This window comes from Bartonella sp. MR168JLCBS, assembly GCF_042194175.1.
Window position 1 is genome coordinate 37,992 of sequence record NZ_JBHIMP010000008.1, and the last position, 18,206, is coordinate 56,197.

General features: G+C 40.8%; 18 protein-coding genes. 7 read left to right on the forward strand and 11 right to left on the reverse strand.

All coding sequences use genetic code 11. The features are described 5' to 3' along the window. Nucleotides 1-134: 134 nt before the first annotated feature. Nucleotides 135-329: a DNA polymerase gene (locus ACFIK8_RS06270; protein WP_375669052.1), complete on the reverse strand. Its 195-nt coding sequence runs from the start codon at nt 327-329 to the stop codon at nt 135-137. 1,626 nt (nt 330-1,955) lie between these two features. Between ACFIK8_RS06270 and ACFIK8_RS06275 the strand changes: the two genes are divergently transcribed. Then, nucleotides 1,956-2,327: a helix-turn-helix domain-containing protein gene (locus ACFIK8_RS06275; RefSeq protein WP_375669035.1), complete on the forward strand. Its 372-nt coding sequence runs from the start codon at nt 1,956-1,958 to the stop codon at nt 2,325-2,327. 434 nt (nt 2,328-2,761) lie between these two features. Here the strand turns inward: ACFIK8_RS06275 and clpB are convergent, their stop codons facing one another. Continuing rightward, nucleotides 2,762-5,341, reverse strand: a complete 2,580-nt coding sequence (clpB, locus tag ACFIK8_RS06280) for an ATP-dependent chaperone ClpB (RefSeq protein ID WP_375669036.1) — start codon at nt 5,339-5,341, stop codon at nt 2,762-2,764. 1,228 nt (nt 5,342-6,569) lie between these two features. Here clpB and ACFIK8_RS06285 point away from each other — a divergent pair. Beyond that, nucleotides 6,570-6,914 carry a hypothetical protein gene (locus ACFIK8_RS06285; RefSeq protein ID WP_375669053.1) on the forward strand — a complete coding sequence of 115 codons (345 nt, stop codon included), beginning with the start codon at nt 6,570-6,572 and terminating at the stop codon, nt 6,912-6,914. Beyond that, complete coding sequence (locus ACFIK8_RS06290) at nt 6,911-7,243, forward strand: hypothetical protein (RefSeq protein ID WP_375655678.1); 333 nt, start codon at nt 6,911-6,913, stop codon at nt 7,241-7,243. The genes ACFIK8_RS06285 and ACFIK8_RS06290 overlap by 4 nt, the downstream gene beginning before the upstream one ends. A 982-nt stretch (nt 7,244-8,225) precedes the next feature. On the opposite strand, the gene ACFIK8_RS06295 is transcribed toward ACFIK8_RS06290, so the two are convergent. Further along, the gene (locus tag ACFIK8_RS06295) at nt 8,226-8,366 is read right to left on the reverse strand and encodes a hypothetical protein (RefSeq protein ID WP_375669037.1); all 141 of its coding nucleotides are present in this window, start codon (nt 8,364-8,366) and stop codon (nt 8,226-8,228) included. A gap of 1,019 nt (nt 8,367-9,385) precedes the next feature. Between ACFIK8_RS06295 and ACFIK8_RS06300 the strand changes: the two genes are divergently transcribed. Continuing rightward, entirely contained in the window at nt 9,386-9,757 is a 372-nt protein-coding gene (locus ACFIK8_RS06300; protein ID WP_375669038.1) for a helix-turn-helix domain-containing protein, read from the forward strand. A 426-nt stretch (nt 9,758-10,183) separates the two neighbouring features. Here ACFIK8_RS06300 and ACFIK8_RS06305 read toward each other — a convergent pair whose 3' ends face one another. From ACFIK8_RS06305 to ACFIK8_RS06330, 6 genes are all read right to left on the reverse strand, one after another. Continuing rightward, entirely contained in the window at nt 10,184-11,392 is a 1,209-nt protein-coding gene (locus ACFIK8_RS06305; protein ID WP_375669039.1) for an MFS transporter, read from the reverse strand. Nucleotides 11,393-11,697: 305 nt separating this feature from the next. Then, nucleotides 11,698-11,982, reverse strand: coding sequence for a DNA gyrase inhibitor YacG (gene yacG / locus ACFIK8_RS06310; RefSeq protein WP_015856851.1), 285 nt, complete (start codon nt 11,980-11,982; stop codon nt 11,698-11,700). 21 nt (nt 11,983-12,003) lie between these two features. Continuing rightward, nucleotides 12,004-12,717 (reverse strand): Maf family nucleotide pyrophosphatase, encoded by a 714-nt coding sequence (locus tag ACFIK8_RS06315; protein ID WP_375635662.1) that lies wholly within the window; start codon nt 12,715-12,717, stop codon nt 12,004-12,006. 220 nt (nt 12,718-12,937) lie between these two features. Further along, the gene (infA, locus tag ACFIK8_RS06320; RefSeq protein WP_004857577.1) at nt 12,938-13,156 is read right to left on the reverse strand and encodes a translation initiation factor IF-1; all 219 of its coding nucleotides are present in this window, start codon (nt 13,154-13,156) and stop codon (nt 12,938-12,940) included. 331 nt (nt 13,157-13,487) lie between these two features. Continuing rightward, the gene (locus ACFIK8_RS06325) at nt 13,488-13,631 is read right to left on the reverse strand and encodes a hypothetical protein (RefSeq protein ID WP_375655682.1); all 144 of its coding nucleotides are present in this window, start codon (nt 13,629-13,631) and stop codon (nt 13,488-13,490) included. 387 nt (nt 13,632-14,018) lie between these two features. Continuing rightward, entirely contained in the window at nt 14,019-14,192 is a 174-nt protein-coding gene (locus tag ACFIK8_RS06330; RefSeq protein ID WP_375655684.1) for a hypothetical protein, read from the reverse strand. Nucleotides 14,193-14,347: 155 nt separating this feature from the next. Between ACFIK8_RS06330 and ACFIK8_RS06335 the strand changes: the two genes are divergently transcribed. Then, the gene (locus tag ACFIK8_RS06335) at nt 14,348-14,713 is read left to right on the forward strand and encodes a helix-turn-helix domain-containing protein (protein WP_375635624.1); all 366 of its coding nucleotides are present in this window, start codon (nt 14,348-14,350) and stop codon (nt 14,711-14,713) included. Between the two features lie 132 nt (nt 14,714-14,845). Here the strand turns inward: ACFIK8_RS06335 and ACFIK8_RS06340 are convergent, their stop codons facing one another. Then, nucleotides 14,846-14,983, reverse strand: coding sequence for a hypothetical protein (locus ACFIK8_RS06340; protein WP_375652782.1), 138 nt, complete (start codon nt 14,981-14,983; stop codon nt 14,846-14,848). 572 nt (nt 14,984-15,555) lie between these two features. On the opposite strand from ACFIK8_RS06340, the gene ACFIK8_RS06345 reads away from it, so the two are divergent. Both ACFIK8_RS06345 and ACFIK8_RS06350 read left to right on the forward strand, forming a co-directional pair. Next, nucleotides 15,556-15,921: a helix-turn-helix domain-containing protein gene (locus ACFIK8_RS06345; RefSeq protein ID WP_375669040.1), complete on the forward strand. Its 366-nt coding sequence runs from the start codon at nt 15,556-15,558 to the stop codon at nt 15,919-15,921. 380 nt (nt 15,922-16,301) lie between these two features. Next, nucleotides 16,302-16,667 (forward strand): helix-turn-helix domain-containing protein, encoded by a 366-nt coding sequence (locus tag ACFIK8_RS06350; protein ID WP_375652780.1) that lies wholly within the window; start codon nt 16,302-16,304, stop codon nt 16,665-16,667. 1,055 nt (nt 16,668-17,722) lie between these two features. Here the strand turns inward: ACFIK8_RS06350 and ACFIK8_RS06355 are convergent. After that, nucleotides 17,723-17,866, reverse strand: coding sequence for a hypothetical protein (locus ACFIK8_RS06355; RefSeq protein ID WP_375652779.1), 144 nt, complete (start codon nt 17,864-17,866; stop codon nt 17,723-17,725). Nucleotides 17,867-18,206: the final 340 nt, after the last annotated feature.

The window sequence follows — 18,206 nt, forward strand, 5'->3', positions numbered from 1 at the left end:
TTCGTCAGGCTCAATAAATCAAGCCCACTCTCCTCCTATCCATGCGCACTCTCTTCATCCTCCATTCCCCCTTTTCTCTCCCATCACACACTTAACAACTGAACAGCACTCTTCCTCTAAACTTCCCCCTCCATTCACGAAAACACTTCCCCCAATCCTCGCACCACTCCATACCATGACCAAAAACACGCACAATATGAATTTGTGAATATTTCGTCTTTTTTGTAGATAGAATTACTTATAGGTAACAGTTTTAACATCATAGCTGGGTACATACTGTTAACATCATATACTTCAATTCCATTATATATATGTCCCCATTTCTTGATTTAAAAAACAAAGCCCACCTTTATATGCATTTTTTAATATCTCATCATCATTTAATTCTAAAGTAGGTGTTAAAAAGTTGCTTTTGTAATTCCCGATAAATTTTTCATTACAGGGCTTGGTAAAGTATCGTATTTTTTTTAAAATATCCTTTTTTAATAAAATGTCTTTTAACCATATCTTTTATGATATCATCTTTAGCTTTTGAGAAATTATTTTTTTAAATCAGTCTTTTAGAACTTCTATCTTTAACAATATTTCTGTTTAATTTTGTTATTATATTTATTGTAGTGAATTAACTGATTTTCAGTTTCTGGATACGCTTTACAATAAAAAGCACTATTTGGAATTAATTCATTATATTTATGGGCACGAACAGCAAAGTTTTCTTTTTTTGTTTAAACTTTTTTTCTGCTTGCCATTTTTTTAATTCTCTGCTAGCCTCACACACATTCTTAGTAGTGACGGTTTCCGAAGGTGCGATTTCCTCCATCGCCCTTATACCTAATGAATTACTAAGATATGAACATGCATAATTTATATGTGGTTTTAAGTTTTGCATATCAGTTTTTTTGACATTGTTTCCCCAATGTTGAGAATTTTTTCCACTATTGAAGCCCTCTGTTCCCGCAGAGGGCTTATTTTATAATAATGTGACAAGTGTAACTGTATCATCTATTTTTTCTTGTAATAGATTAATAAATTTTTCAGTGTTAAAATATCTGTTTAAAATTTCATAATCTTTAAACTCATAAGTTTTTTGTTTCTGGATTAGAAAATTGAACTTGCATTCTTATTTTAAAGTCAAATCTCATTAGCAATACCGTGTATTTTATTACATAGTAAGCTCTATTATTGTTACTAGATTTAGTTAATTTTACTGATAAATTAGACCCATATTTTGACTGGTAGTTCCAAATTTAGAGACAATATCAAAAAAAATCTCGAATAGCTGTTCTTGCTATAACAAATAGAACTTTTTTATCATCAAAATATAGAACTGTTTGTACAGTATTAGTCTTTTTTCTGTACTAGGAAATTCTGCTTTACTAGCTGAATAACCTAGTACTTTAAATTTAAAATCATCTTGACTACACATAAATCCACAAATCCCCCGCTTTGCTTTTACAGATTCACATTTTCACGTTTTTACATCTTCATAGAACGAAGCCAAACGAAACTTCCAAACCACCACTCCGCACTGCTCTGCAAACGAACAAAGCTTTTTGCCTAGTACCCTTAAACTTCAAATCTCCCTCAAACAACAGCACTTCATCAGGCTCAATAAATCAAGCCCTGCCCTCAAATATTCCAGCTTTTCACTCCCCCTCAAAGAGCCGTGTTTTACGGCACAATAGAATAGAAAATTTTTGATTTTTCTTGCTAATCTTCTGAAATTACTTTATCACTTAAAGTGTAATTTTGGTCGTCTACGCAACGATCAATAGGGATTAAAAACCCGAAGACTTGACACATAAATTTATCCCGCTTTGCGGGTATCCCGGAATTCCGGGAGATTTTGCTATGTCCAGGTGCTTTAGCACTAAAAGCAAAAAGCTGAGTCAAGTCAGTGTTTTTAACTCCCGGAATACCAATGCGAGGGCGCTCGCAACCGGAGGGGGCTTGAAGTGCCAACTAAAAATCCACATTTTATCGACATTTTGATAGGCAAAAGAATCCGTCACAGACGCATTTCAATAGGGCTTTCCCAAAAAGAATTAGGGAGCCATTTAGGCGTCAGTTTCCAACAAATCCAAAAATATGAAAAAGGCTTCAATCGTGTAAGCGCAAAATGTTTGCTCGAAATCGCCCAAAAACTAGATGTCCCCGTAAACTTCTTTTATGCAGACCTTGCCACAAAAGAAGATCTTTCAACAAAAGACACTCTCTTACACCTTGATCAATGCACCTATAGCGAAAAAGAACACGCACTTTTAAAAAACTTTAGAGAGCTCAAATCTAAAAAACAAAAAGCAATCTTGTGGTTGATTTCTGATTAAGCAACAGCGCAACGATCAACATTATTCCATTCATATCCCCCCCTAAGTCACATTCAAACCAGCTCCCCACACCCCCTCAAAGAGCAATATTTTACGGCAGATAAACGGCATTTCTCTTTAACGCTTTTACGCACAAAGCAATAAAGCAATAAAGCAATAAAGCAATAAAGCAATAAAGCAATAAAGCAATCCCGCTTGTGACTTCACTCATTACATTGCAAGAAAATAGTTTTCACTACAAACAGAAATAAAAGAATCCTACGATATTCGAGAACACTCATTTAATATGCAAAAACACCGACCACTCCCTTTGCTTTGCAATAAAACACCCGCTGTCTCATCGTGAATTTTTCTAAATCAGCACGCCTCAAAGAGCGGTGTTTTATCACACAATAGGATTATCACCGCCCTTTATAGCGTGAATTTCTCCAAACTTAATCTTCAGGCAAAAACTCCAATCGATCACCTTGTTTTATAATTTTCACCGTTGTTTCATCGTGAATTTTTCCAAACAAGATATTTTCCGCCAGTGGGTCTTGAATTTCTTTTTGGATAATCCGTTTAAGCGGACGTGCACCATAGAGAGGATCATAGCCTTTATCGGCAAGAAATTTCCTCACCTCTGGCTCGATTTGCAAAGTTATTTGGCGTTCATTGAGCAAGTTTTGCAAATGTTCTATCTGAATATCGACGATCGCTTCCATATCGTGGCGTTGCAATCTTTGAAAGAGAATAATCTCATCAATACGGTTTAAAAATTCAGGACGAAAAGCCGCTTTGACGACATTCATGACATCATTTTTTGCCTGATCAGTTGTTTGTCCTTCAGGCAAAGCAGTTAAAAATTCAGCACCAAGATTAGAAGTCATAATCAGCAAGGTATTGCGAAAATCGACGGTACGTCCTTGACTATCGGTCAAACGTCCCTCATCGAGCACTTGCAACAAGAGATTAAAAATATCAGGATGTGCTTTTTCAATTTCGTCGAACAGAATGACCTGATAAGGTCTTCTGCGTACGGCTTCGGTCAGCACGCCTCCCTCTTCATATCCAACATATCCAGGCGGCGCCCCAATAAGCCGCGCCCCAGCATGTTTTTCCATATATTCAGACATATCGATGCGCAACATGGCATTGGAGTCTTGGAAAAGAAAAGCGGCCAGAGCTTTGGTTAATTCGGTTTTCCCCACACCAGTAGGACCCAAAAACATGAAAGAGCCAAGCGGACGATTGGGATCTTGCAACCCTGCGCGCGCGCGGCGTACAGCGCGAGAAACAGCTTGAACAGCCTCCCCCTGACCAATCACACGTTTGCTAATTTCATCTTCCATCCGCAACAGCGCCTCCCGTTCTGCCTCCAGCATTCGATCAACAGGAATACCGGTCCAGCGTGAAACAATCCGTGCCACATGTTCAGCAGTGACCGTTTCTTCAACGAGATGATTTTGTTGGTCATCATTTTCAGCGATGCTCAATTGTTTTTCGAGTTCAGGGATAACGCTATAAGCGAGTTCTCCAGCTTTTTGGAATTGTCCATCACGCTGTGCAATAGCCAAAGCATTACGGGCTTCTTCGAGTTGTTTTTTCAAATCAGCAGCATGCCCTAATTTTTGTTTCTCAGCCTGCCAAGCCGTTGTCATCTCAGCGGACTGTTGTTCCAATGTTTTCAGTTCTTCCTGCACGCTTTGCAAACGTTCTTTTGCTGTTGGCTCCACGTCAGTTTTCAAAGCTTCACGTTCAATCTTCAATTGTAAAATACGCCGATCAAGTGCATCAAGTTCTTCCGGCTTTGAATCGACCTGCATCCGCAACCGTGCCGCCGCTTCATCGATAAGATCAATAGCTTTATCAGGCAAGAAACGATCCGTAATATAGCGGTTAGACAAACGCGCCGCCGCAATCAAAGCACTATCTGCCAAGCGCACTTTGTGATGTTGTTCATATTTTTCTTTAATACCGCGCAAAATAGAAATAGTATCCTCTAAAGAAGGTTCAGGCACAAAGACAGGCTGGAAGCGGCGTGCAAGAGCAGCATCTTTTTCGACATATTTTCGATATTCATCCAAAGTCGTAGCCCCCACACAATGGAGTTCTCCGCGTGCGAGAGCAGGTTTTAGCAAGTTGGAAGCATCCATAGGCCCATCGGATTTTCCTGCCCCCACGAGATTATGCAATTCATCGATAAACAAAATGATCTGACCATTTTCAGCTTGCACCTCTGCCAGCACCGCTTTGAGGCGCTCTTCGAATTCCCCACGAAACTTTGCACCAGCGATAAGCGATCCCATATCGAGCGCATGAAGCTGTTTATCACGCAAAGTTTCAGGCACATCGCCATTAACAATGCGCAATGCCAACCCTTCCACAATAGCTGTTTTCCCCACCCCAGGCTCCCCAATCAGCACAGGATTATTTTTGGTACGCCGTGAAAGCACCTGAATAGTGCGGCGAATTTCCTCTTCCCGCCCAATCACAGGATCAAGTTTTCCTTCACGAGCATCTTTTGTCAAATCACGAGCATATTTTTGCAAAGCATCATATTGGCTTTCGGCATGGGGGCTTGTTGCTGTTTTTCCCTTCCGCAAATCATTAATAGCCTGATTAAGCGCTTGCGCTGTCAACCCTCCACTTGTGAGAACATCAGCGGTTTTTGCGGTCTTTTCCATGATCAGTGCTTGCAACACACGCTCCACAGTCACAAATTGATCACCGGCTTTTTTCGCCAGATCTTCAGCCATGTTAAAGACTTTTGCCAACGGCTGAGACAAATAGAGCTGTCCATTTCCCCCTTGCACTTTTGGCAAAGCATCAAGTGCTTCGTTAAGCGCCTTTCGAATAAGAGTAAGATCACCACCCGCTTTTTGGATCAGTGATGCTGCCAACCCTTGAGAATCGTCTAACAGCACTTTCAACAGATGCTCCGGCACAAATTGCTGATGATCAGAAGAGAGGGCACTATTTTGTGCTGATTGTAAAAAACCTTGCAACCGTTCGCTATATTTTTCCAAGTTCATTTTTTTTCCTTAAATCTCAAGCCACCGCCGCACTTTAAACTCCCCCAACATTCCACAAAAGAGACATCTTCAAAGGACCGACCAATCCCCACCAAACACCGCAAATGACGCCGCATGAAGAAGAACCGTAGTGCTAAAAAGAATATGGGTCCTCACAAGCCCTATAGCAAGAGGGAGAGAAAGGCGCACTGTCATTATTTAAATAAAAACTGCAACTCCCCTATAACCCCACCATCACAACCCCACCACCACAACCTCACCAGCACAACCCCACCATCACAGCCCCCACCATCACAACCCCACCATCACAGCCCCCACCATCACAGCCCCACCATCACAGCCCCACCATCACACCCCCCACCAGCACAGCCCCACCAGCACAGCCCCACCAGCACAGCCCCCACCATCACAACCCCACCATCACAACCCCACCATCACAGCCCCACCATCACAACCCTCACCATCACAGCCCCACCATCACAACCCTCACCATCACAACCCCACCATCACAACCCTCACCATCACAGCCCCACCATCACAACCCTCACCATCACAACCCCACCATCACAACCCCACCATCACAACCTCACCATCACAACCTCACCATCACAGCCCCACCATCACACCCCCCACCATCACAGCCCCCTCCAGCACAGCCTCACCAGCACAGCCTCACAAGTAAAACCACAACATCAGTACATCATTATTAATGAATTGAATTTAAATGAAAGCAAATACACCTTTTGATTTTTAAAAAGCGTATTTTACGACATGTAGTTAAGAGTGAAATAAAAAGTATTTATTATATTTTCTATTTAAAATAGATTAAATATACTTCTATTTATGGAATCATTTCAAATTTATTAAATGAAATTAGGTTAATTTGTACAGTAAAGTAAAAAATATTCTTATAATTATTCTATTTTGTCTCATAAGCAAGCCAAGCTACGCTGTTTTTGCTGGTAAAGTTGTCACGATGCAACACACATGGTCTCAAAATAGGTCATTTGATACATTTTCTTTTTTTCAGCAAATAACTTATGATGGTGGACCTCATTCCATCTATTTCTGGGGAAACGAGTTTCAATTCAAAAATGGAAAAAGTGGCTATATTGGTTTATTCAACAGAGGCACCCGCACCATTCACTTTTCTATCCGGAATGCCACGGGATGAAAGAGTGAGAAATGTAAACATTTTACCCATGAGGGCTCAGGAGTACGCTGTGATATTGAATTTCCTTGGAAAATTGGACATCGATATAGATTGGATGTTTCCAAGAATGGAAATCTAGTTACAGGAACAATAATCGACCTTATAGCTGATAAAGCAACAATAGTCGGTGTTATCGAAGTTCCAAAAACTTTTGGCAAACTCTATAAATCTTCGAGTTTTGTTGAAGACCATTCTCGTTGGAAGAGGCATCTTTCCTCCTGTTATGTGTTAAGTCCACAAAGTTCCACCTTTTTCAGCCCTATAGCTGATTACAAATACCAAGCGTTCATAAATGCCTCTGCTGAAGGACACTGTAAAGATCCTCACGTCGTCCAAATATTATGTAAATTCAGTGCATGAATAGTATAAGCGACCTTGGAGGTTTAGCCTCCCCCACAGCTGAGCCGAAAGTCCCCATTTCCAATGGGAAAGACCTCTCTGCACAAACTATTTCGGATAAATTGAAAAAAGAAGAGCTTGTCGTCGTTCATTTACAAGATGGTGCTTGGGCACCCAATATCTTTTTCCCACTCCCCGGCCCATTTATGTGGAAATCAATCTTCGTAGACAACCGCGCAGCTTCAAGTTCCTCAATTCGTACCGATCATGAGATACGAAAAGTAACCACAGGCCAAAAAATCATGTATATGTCTGATGGAAAAACTTGGAAAATTATGAAAGCAAACTAAGCTTTTTCTTCTTGATAAAACATAAATTCCTCACGCCCCTTTGAAAACAAAGGGGAGGTGAGGTAGCTTTTTTCATTTCCCCACCACTGTTTTTCTCCATTTTCTAGTTCCTTTTTCCGCCCCTTCTCTCATCCCATACCCTTTAGCTTACCTCATCACCATGCTTTCCAGCACATTTTCTCCACTCTCACCCTCCTCTCAAAACCACAACACCCTTTTAATAGAATCCTCACCTCCCTCTCTATCATCCTTACACCATCCTTCACGCATCCCTTTGCACCACCCGCCTCTTATCCACCCCCTCTCTTTGTCCATACGCACTCTCTTCATCCTCCATTCCACACACCCCTTCCTCGCCGTCATATACTTACGACTTAACACCCCTCTTCATCTCAATTTTCCCCCCTCCATTCACAGTCTCTTCACCCCCCATTTATCTCACCACATTCCATGCCATGATAAAAGCATACACAAAGGACAAATCCTCCGCTTCACTTTTACAGATTCACATTTTTACGCTTTTACATCTTTACAGAACGAAGCCAACGAAACTCCCAAACCACCACCCCACGCCACTCTATAAACAATAGTCTGTAAATAATTCAAATGCTTGCATAGCAAGTTTCCACCACTGACCACCCATTCGTTTCAGATCATTCCCCCATTTCCCCCTACACACTCTTCTCCAACCAACGCCCCTAACAGCATTCTTTCATTTCCTTTCCAGTCTGCACACCCTCCAGCTCGCCAATCCTGTCAACACATTCCACGCCAGACAAAAGCCAAACATGACAAAAACACGCACAATGCATAAATCAAATCCATAAGTCCTTCGCTTCACTTTTACAGATATACATTTTTACGCTTTTACATCTTTACAGAACGAAGCCAACGAAACTCCCAAACCACCACCCCACGCACCACTCTGTAAACACTGTTCTGTAAACAATCTGATTTCCCGTCTATCAGATTCCCCTGCTGATTATTTCATATGGCTATCCCACACCTCAAACGAGACTGTTTCATCAAACACGCCAGATAAGCCATGCCCTAAAATATTCCCCACACACTCTTCTCCAACCAACGCGCTTAACACCTCTCTTCCTCCCAACTTCTCCTCCATTCACAGACTCTTTCCCCATTTATCTCACCGCATTCCACGCCAGACAAAATCCCAACATGACCCGAAAACATGCACAATGCATAAATCCACAAATCCTCCGCATCATTGTACGGATATACGTTTTCACGCTTTTACACATTCACAGAATGCAACCAAATGAAAGGTTCACCACTCCGCAGTGCTCTATAAACAATACTCTACAATTTAACTTCTTACCCAACACCCCCTATAAACTTCAGATCACCCACTCCTCAAACGAAACTGTTTCATCAGACCAGACAAGGAAATCCAGCCTAAATATTCATCACACTCTAAAAAACACCTTGATAAATTGATATGCCTGATATCACCGCCCCTCCAAATAACGCCGTTTTATGACATATTGATTTTTCTTGCCAATTTTCTGAAATTACTTTATCACTTAAAAGATATTTTGATCGTCCACGCAGCGATCAACAGGGAAAACAAGCCCTAAGCTCTAGCGTAAAAACAAACCCGCTTTACGGATATCTTGAGATTCCGGGAGATTTTGCTATGTCCAAGTGCTTACCAGCACTAAAAGCAAAATGCTGACTATGATTCAGTACTTTTACCTCCCGGAATACCAATGCGAGGGCGCTCGCAACCGGAGGGGGGCTTGAAGTGCCAACCAAAATCCACATTTTATCGACATTTCTGATTAAGCAAAAACGCGATTTATAATCCATATTTCACACTTTTTTAAAAAGTACCCAATCTTATAGTCTTTGAGATTATTTTGATTTTTCTTGCCAATATACTGAAATTACTTTATCACTTAAAGTGTGATTTTGATCGTCCACGCAACGGTCAAATAGGGAGTTGAAGACCCGAAACCTAAACATAAATTTATCCCACTCTGTGGGTTTCCCGGGATTCCGGGAGTTTTTGCTATGTCCAAGTGTTCTCAACACTAAAAGCAAAAAGCTGATTTAGGTTCAGTATTTTCAACCTCCCGGAATACCAATGCGAGGGCGCTCGCAACCGGAGGGGGGCTTTAAGTGCCAACTAAAAATCCACATTTTATCGACATTTTGATAGGCAAAAGAATCCGTCACAGACGCATTTCAATAGGACTTTCCCAAAAGGAATTAGGAAGCCATTTAGGTGTCAGTTTTCAACAAATCCAAAAGTATGAAAAAGGCTTCAATCGTGTAAGTGCCAAATGTTTACTGGAAATCGCCCAAAAACTAGATGTTCCCATGAGCTTTTTTTATGCAGACCTTGCTACAAAAGAAGATATCTCAATAAAAGACACTCTCTTACACCACGATCAAGAAACCTATAGCGAAAAAGAACACGCCCTTTTGAAAAATTTTAGAGAGCTCAAAGCGAAAAAACAAAAAGCAATCTTGTGGTTGATTTCTGATTAAGCAAAAGCACAACAGTTAACATACCCCCTGCCTAAAATTTCCCATACTTGATATCACCACACCCCTCAAAGAGTGATATTTTACGGCATGTAGGATAATTTATACTATAGCTCATTTTCTGTTTCCGTTATTGCTTCAAGCCAAGCTGATTGAGGATCAGTGGCTGGGGTTGAAAGTTTAACTATTCGTAGCATAACAGGGTTCAATACAGTGCAATCGTTACTCAAAACCATGTCTCCGCTTGAGTTTATGAGACGGTAGAACAGTGTCAAGAAGGCAAAGCCCCGAAAAAAACATATGAGCGGTTAAGTAAAAATCAAAAGATTGAGCTTATAACGTTGAAAAAGCTGCTCTATGTTGGATTATCTCCACGTCCTCTAAATCTCAGAAAAATGATTTACAACACATGTTTCGTTGATGAGCCAATCATTCAGAATGAATAATGAACAAAGAACGGCTTACCAATATCCTGATACCCAATAAACAGAATAACCCACTCAATCCAGAAAAAAGGAACAACTGCCCAGCCGAAGTGTGACCTAAAACAAACGCTCCAACAAAGGGAGCCACCAACATAGCTAAATTTTGTATAGACTGCACCCATCCAGAAGCCAACCCAATCTGTTCATTGAAATTGGTTACCAGATAAACATTAGAAGATATGGAAAAGTAGGCACTAACCATTCCAACAAGAAAAGAACAGAAAAACAAAGTTTCAATACGGAGTAAATCCAAGTAAAAAAAGCACACTGAAATCATTACAAAACAAACCATTGTTGACATTGCAGGCATTAACAACTCTGATATTTTGCCTGTAAGGGGTTTATGCTTTGATTGTTTCACTCTCCAAAACCCATATAAAAAATTACCAATCCCTGAAGCAGATACCAACATCCCAAGAGCCTGTTTATTCATTTTCAGTGCATTAAGGATGACAGGCAACTGATTATTCACCATAAAGATCATGGCAAAATACACAAACATCACCGCCACATAGGCATACCAAGTTGTCCCATAAAGCCTATGCTGTGATTTCATGGTGTTCGCTGTTTTTACTATGAGCGACGAGACAGGTTGTGCACCAATACAACAAAACACTATAAAGCCTAGCAACGTCAGAAATCCAGAAAACAATAAAGTATACGTATCTGACAAAAACGCAGAGAGCGTACTCCCCAAAGCAGGTCCTATCATCTTCGCCATGCTATTGATCATGTTAAGCACAGAATAGTAACGTGTACGTTCTTTTTCAGGCACAGAATTTGCACTGAGAACGAAAATTGCTGGAATGGCTAGACTATTGAATGTCGCTCGAATAACTGCCAGTATAATAAATCCCTGCAGACTCGTCGCCATCAATAAAACGACAGTACATAACGCCCGTAACAACAACGATGCACGCAACCAATGTATCATATAACGATGACTTACCAACATTCCAATTGGCTTAGACAGAACGATACCCGGTAATAATGTTGCCGCTCCAATGAAAGCGACATCATATTGATCAGCTTTCCAGATGAACACAGATACGGTCAAAATCACGATATAATCAATCCAGCCCCCAAATGACACCATGCCATTACCCAGCAAAAGCACCAACAAGCGATTGTTTGTTGCCCCGTCTATTTGCACTAAAACACGCCCCCCTCTTTTTCCTTAGCAATACTGATTGGATTATCAATTCTTCCCTCACACCCTAAAGGCATCAACGACCTTCCGCAACAAAGCAATTTATAATTACAAAACCACTGGTGCTAAGTCTTAGATATGTATTAAAACTTTCATCATTGATTGAACTTAATCTGCGTCTTTGCGAATGACGACAATAACCAAGCCGTTAATCCAGCTCTTGAATCCATTTACGATAATCCCGCGCGCCCTCACCTTCAGCTCCAACACGAAAAACGCTCTGAGCATTCTCTCCTCAAGAGGACTCTTTATTCTTCTTCATCACTTTTCTGCGGCGGGGGCGGTAAAATATAAGCGCCTGAAAGCCAACGATTAAGATCAATGGCTCGGCACCGTGTGGAACAAAAAGGATAGGCGTTTTGTTGTGACATTTGACCACAAATAGGACAAGGATGCGGAGGACGAGTCTCTTTTTGCAAATTTAGCTCTTTTTTTTCTTGGCGCACCTTTGTCATCTGCTCCTTCATTAACTTTTCTTCTGTTCCTTTTTTTTCATTTTTGCTTTTTTCTTTTTGTTGCTTTTCACCTTGCATTGATCTTGCCTTAAAGTTTTTCTAATGCGTTTCTTCAACCCAATGAGTGAAAAGTGGATAGTGATAAGCGGTCAAGAGATCGACTGTTTCAGCCAAAGGCAATCCCACAACATTAGAATAAGAACCCGTGATATAGACAACAAAAGCACCGGCTTTTCCCTGAATAGCGTAGCCACCAGCTTTCCCTTGCCATTCACCAGAAGCAAGGTAAGCCTTCATCATGGAAGAAGTTAAGCGTCTAAAACGGACACGACTTTCAACCAATTTTACGGTTATTTTTCCACGTTCATTGAGCGCACAAACGGCGCCATAGACCTTGTGCGAACGCCCAGAAAGGTATCGCAAACATTCATAAGCCTCGTCTTCACCCTCTGGTTTGGGGAGAATGGTGCGCCCCACAGCCACCACCGTATCAGCAGCCAAGATAATCATTTTCTGTTGAGGTAATTTTTCTTGACCATTCTGCAACTCTTCTTGACCATTCTGATCGTACCAGCGCAAAATTTCTTGGGCTTTCAGCGCTTTTTCTTTTGCCAAACGTTTGGCAAGATTTGCAGGATGTTCTTTTAATTTTGGCGTTTCATCAATATCGCTTGCACAAACCTGCTGAGGATCAATCCCTATTTGTGCTAAGAGCGCTAAACGTCTTGGCGAAGCAGAAGCAAGCACCAAATGAATTCCTTCTGTAAGAGCATCTGCCAAACGTTTTTTCCCCCACTCTCTTATATTTTTCATTTCCACCCCTTCACAATCGACTTCCCTCTCGCCCCTTTTACGCGCCCCCTTTTTAAGCGCCATTAATCTCCTTATCTTTTTTCCGCATTGATTTTACAGTTTTTCAATGCCATTCAAACACTCCCCTTTTTTCACTCATGAAAAGCAAGCTTAAAAACTGTTAAAAAATAATAGAAATAATATGATGGCTTTTACAAAAAAGCGCAAGCCACCCCTTAGGCTACTTATAGCGATATGTAATGCGCCCTTTTGTCAAATCATAAGGTGTCATTTCCACCATGATTTTATCACCTGCCAACACGCGAATACGATTTTTCCGCATTCTACCAGCAGTATGCGCAATAATTTCATGATCATTTTCCAGTTTCACACGAAACATTGCATTCGGTAAGAGTTCAGTAACGATACCAGAAAATTCTAAAACTTCTTCTTTTGACATAAACAAACATTTCCTTTACAGTGCACATATTTTATTAAGCTGTGCGTTATTTCCAGCGTTCATATCCTATTTTCTTAAGTTTGTGAATAAAAATTCAACAAAAAGAGAAAGGTTTTTCAAGTTTACTCTCTCATGCGCTCAAAAAACATCACCACACATATCACCACACACATTGAGGCTCAAAACTTTCTCTCCACCAATTTTTCCCACCCATTTCCTCCAATTTTTAGGATGATCTTGATTTCAGAGTGACGAGAAATTGCGCTAAAATTTCTCCCCCTCAAGCGTTTTCCCAATGCCTCTGACTATCTCCACGACTTACAAACAATCCTCATCCCTCCAACTTTTCCTCACCTTCCGCCTTCCACACCCTAAACATGCGCCATTGGGATAAATGCAAACACCTCTCCCCATCCAGAAGCCCCCTCCTTTTTTCAAAAACATCCTTCACAAATCCATCCACGACATGCTCCACAGCCCTCTCCACTCTCTATGCATTTCCCCGCACAGCCTGACCCATTTTTCCTCTCTCCACACATTTCATCTAAGCTATCCTCTATTTATGTTGCACTCCCAGCTTGAAAACACGATCCCTATACATTCCGTCTCATTAACCACAACACCCCCTAACGACATAAATCCTTTTCCTTTTTTGCACATTTCCGTTTTTACGCTTTTATACATTCACAGAAAGCAGCCAAATGAAACTTCCACACCACCACCCCCGCGCTGCTCTGAAAACAATGCTCTACAACCCAGCTTCTTACCCAACACCCCCACGCACTTCAAATCACCCCCCCCTCAAACGAGACTGTTTCATCAGACCAGACAAAGAAATCCAGCCTAAAATATTCATCACACTCTAAAAAACACCTTGATAAATTGATATGCCTGATATCACCCCCCCCAATAACGCCGTTTTATGACATATTGATTTCTCTTGCCAATCTCCTGAAATTGCCTTATGAATGAATACTGTAACTTTGGTCGTATACGCAACGATCAATAGGGGATCAAAAACCCGAAACCTAAACATAAATTTATCCCACTTTTGTGGGTTTCCCGGGTTTCCGGGAGTTTTTGCTATGTCCAGGTGCGATGAGTACTAAAAGCAAAAAGCTGATTTAGGTTCAGTATTTTTGACTCCCGGAATACCAATGCGAGGGCGCTCGCAACCGGAGGGGACTTGAAGTGCCAACTAAAAATCCAAATTTTATCGATATTTCTATAGGCAAAAGAATCCGTCAAAGAAGAATTGCCATGGGACTTTCCCAAAAAGAATTAGGAAGCTATTTAGGCGTCAGTTTCCAACAAATCCAAAAATACGAAAAAGGCTTAAATCGTGTAAGCGCAGGGTGTTTACTCGAAATCACCCAAAAACTGGATGTTCCCATAAGCTTTTTTTATGCAGATATTGCCACAAAAGAAAATCTTTCAACACATGCCGCACACTATGATCAAGAAACATACAGCGAAAAAGAACACACCCTTTTGAAAAACTTTAGAGAACTCAAAGCGAAAAAACAAAAAGCAATCTTATGGCTGATTTCTGATTAAGCAAAAGAGTAACAATTGACATTATTTGCCAATATCCAACTCCCCCTATAAACTTCAGATCACCCACCCCTCAAAAGATGATGTTTCATCAAACGCGACAGATACGTCCTATTCTAAAATATTCTTGCCCCTTCACCACCCTAAAGTAAGATCACTGAAAGCACCGATCAATCCCTCTTCAAAAAGCAACTTTCCCCCTCCCTTCATAGACTCTTCATCCTCCCACCACAATCTTTTCACCACATTCCATGCCATGCTAAAAGCATACACAATGCACAAATTCTCCTCTCCTTTTTCACGAATATACGTCTTCACGCTTTTACACATTCACAGAATAAAGCCAAATAAAATTCCCACACCACCAACCCCGCACTTCTCTGAAAACAATGCTCTACAACCCAGCTTCTTGCCTAGCCAATCTCCCCCACGCACTTCAGATCACCCACCCCTCAAACGAGACTGTTTCATCAGGCCAGGCAAAGAAATCCATCCTAAAATATTCATCACACTCTAAAAAACACCTTGATAAATTGATATGCCCGATATCACCGCCCCTCCAAATAACGCCGTTTTATGACATATTGATTTCTCTTGCCAATCTTCTGAAATTACTTTATCACTTAAAAGATATTTTGATCGTCCACGCAACGATCAAGAGGGAAAACAAGCCCTAAACCCTAGCGTACAATTGAACCCACTTTCGTGGGGGGCCCGGGATTCCGGGAGTTTTTGCTATGTCCAAGTGCTTACCAGCACTAAAAGCAAAAAAACTGACTAGGGTTCAGTACTTGTGACTCCCGGAATACCAATGCGAGGGCGCTCGCAACCGGAGGGGGCTTTAAGTGCCAACTAAAAATCCAAATTTTATCGACATTTTGATAGGCAAAAGAATCCGCCATAGACGCATTTCAATGGGACTTTCCCAAAAAGCATTAGGAAGCTATTTAGGCGTCAGTTTCCAACAAATCCCAAAATATAAAAAAGGCTTAAATCGTGTAAGCGCAGGGTGTTTACTCGAAATCGCCCAAAAACTGGATGTTCCCATAAGCTTTTTTTATGCAGATATTGCCACAAAAGAAAATCTTTCAACACATGCCGCACACTATGATCAAGAAACATACAGCGAAAAAGAACACACCCTTTTGAAAAACTTTAGAGAACTCAAAGCGAAAAAACAAAAAGCAATCTTATGGCTGATTTCTGATTAAGCAAAAGAGTAACAATTAACATTATTCCATTCATATACCCCCTTAAGTCAAATTCAAACCAGCACACCACACCTCTCAAAGAGCAGTGTTTTACGGCATAATAGAATAGAAAGATTTTGATTTCTCTTGCCAATTTTCTGAAATTGCCTTATGAATGAATACTGTAAGTTTGGTCGTATACGCAACGACCAATAGGGAACTGAAAACCCGAAGACTTGACACATGAATTTATCCCGCTTTGCGGGTATCCCGGAATTCCGGGAGATTTTGCTATGTCCAGGTGCGCTCTAGCACTAAAAGCAAAAGGCTGAGTCAAGTCAGTGTTTTCAGACTCCCGGAATACCAATGCGAGGGCGCTCGCAACCGGAGGGGGGCTTGAAGTGCAAACCAAAAATCCAAATTTTATCGACATTTTGATAGGCAAAAGAATCCGTCAAAGAAGAATTGCCATGGGACTTTCCCAAAAAGCATTAGGAAGCTATTTAGGCGTCAGTTTCCAACAAATCCAAAAATATGAAAAAGGCTTAAATCGTGTAAGCGCAGGGTGTTTACTCGAAATCGCCCAAAAACTGGATGTTCCCATAAGCTTTTTTTATGCAGATATTGCCACAAAAGAAAATCTTTCAACACATGCCGCACACTATGATCAAGAAACATACAGCGAAAAAGAACACACCCTTTTGAAAAACTTTAGAGAACTCAAAGCGAAAAAACAAAAAGCAATCTTATGGCTGATTTCTGATTAAGCAAAAGAGTAACAATTGACATTATTTGCCAATATCCAACTCCCCCTATAAACTTCAGATCACCCACCCCTCAAAAGATGATGTTTCATCAAACGCGACAGATACGTCCTATTCTAAAATATTCTTGCCCCTTCACCACCCTAAAGCAAGATCACTGAAAGCACCCGTTCACTCCCTCTTCAAAAAGCAACTTTCCCCCTCTATTCTCCCACACCCTCTTCTTCTCTCTCATCAACGCACCCGCCTCTTCATCCAAACTTCCCCTCCCTTCACAGACTCTTCATCTCCAAACCCTCTCTCGTCAATGCACCCGCCTCTTCATCCAAACTTCCCCTCCCTTCACAGACTCTTCATCTCCAAACCCTCTCTCGTCAACGCACCCGCCTCTTCATCCAAACTTCCCCTCCCTTCACAGACTCTTCATCCCCAAACCCCAATCTTCTCTCTACATTCCATGCCATGATAAAATCACACACCACACATAAAATCGCAGCTTACTTTTTTGCACATTTCCGTTTTTACGCTTTTACGTCATTACAGAAAGCAGAAAATCTGTAAAAAAAGCATTATACAATAACGTTTTCAACAACTGTCTTTAAAATCTCGCCTCCCTTTTCATTTAAATCCCTCTATTTTCACTTAAATCATAGATATAAACCGCCCTATTATTTGCATTGACCAGCATAAATTTTTTCGACAACTTCTAGCTATCAAAAGGATTTATAGGAAGCATTTTACGACTTTTAAAAGATTTTTTATTTACATCCAGTGCTTTCTTGTAACGTACGAGAGTACATTTAATTGATTGACTATAAGAAAATTTGAAATGAGAGAACCTTTTCGTTTTTCTCATTCAACATCCGCAATGATAACTTATCCTTATAAGTCACCGTATTTTTTCGTAAGACAAAACGCACAAAACACAATATACTTGCGTTGCATATTCACACGCTTGTTTTAAAGACAGATCTCTCAACGCTCATCACACCCATTTCGCCAACGCTATCCATGATAGGAATGCCAAAATCCCCCCCCATGAAATGTATAAAATCCATTCAGCCCCCCCTATCTTTACGCTTATGGAGGAACACACTGGCAGCATCACAAAAACTCTGCCAGCTCCCAATGTTGCGGACAGCCTTCAGTTCAAGAGCCAATTCATTAAAGGCATGCCTTTCTTGTACAGTTTTGACCCACATGGCCCACCCGCTCATGATGTGCAAGCAAGTAATTTGAATTGATTCAATATGAGAGAACGGGTGATGAGAAAATCTTATTATATTTCAGCGTTGTGCTTCACGTTGGAAATGATAACTTATCATTATAAATCAACATCTTAATAAAAAAGAGAGTCATCCAGACGCTTTATTTTTTCTAAAAAAGGCTTCACACTGAAAAGAAAAGATCTAAAAATTAGATAAAAAAAAAGGTTTGCCTCTAATAAACAAACCTCTGCAGAAAATTATTCAGATAATTTTCAAAATTTTAAATTAATCCCTCTAAAAGCAGCAAAGATACTTCAGAAGCATCAAAATGAAT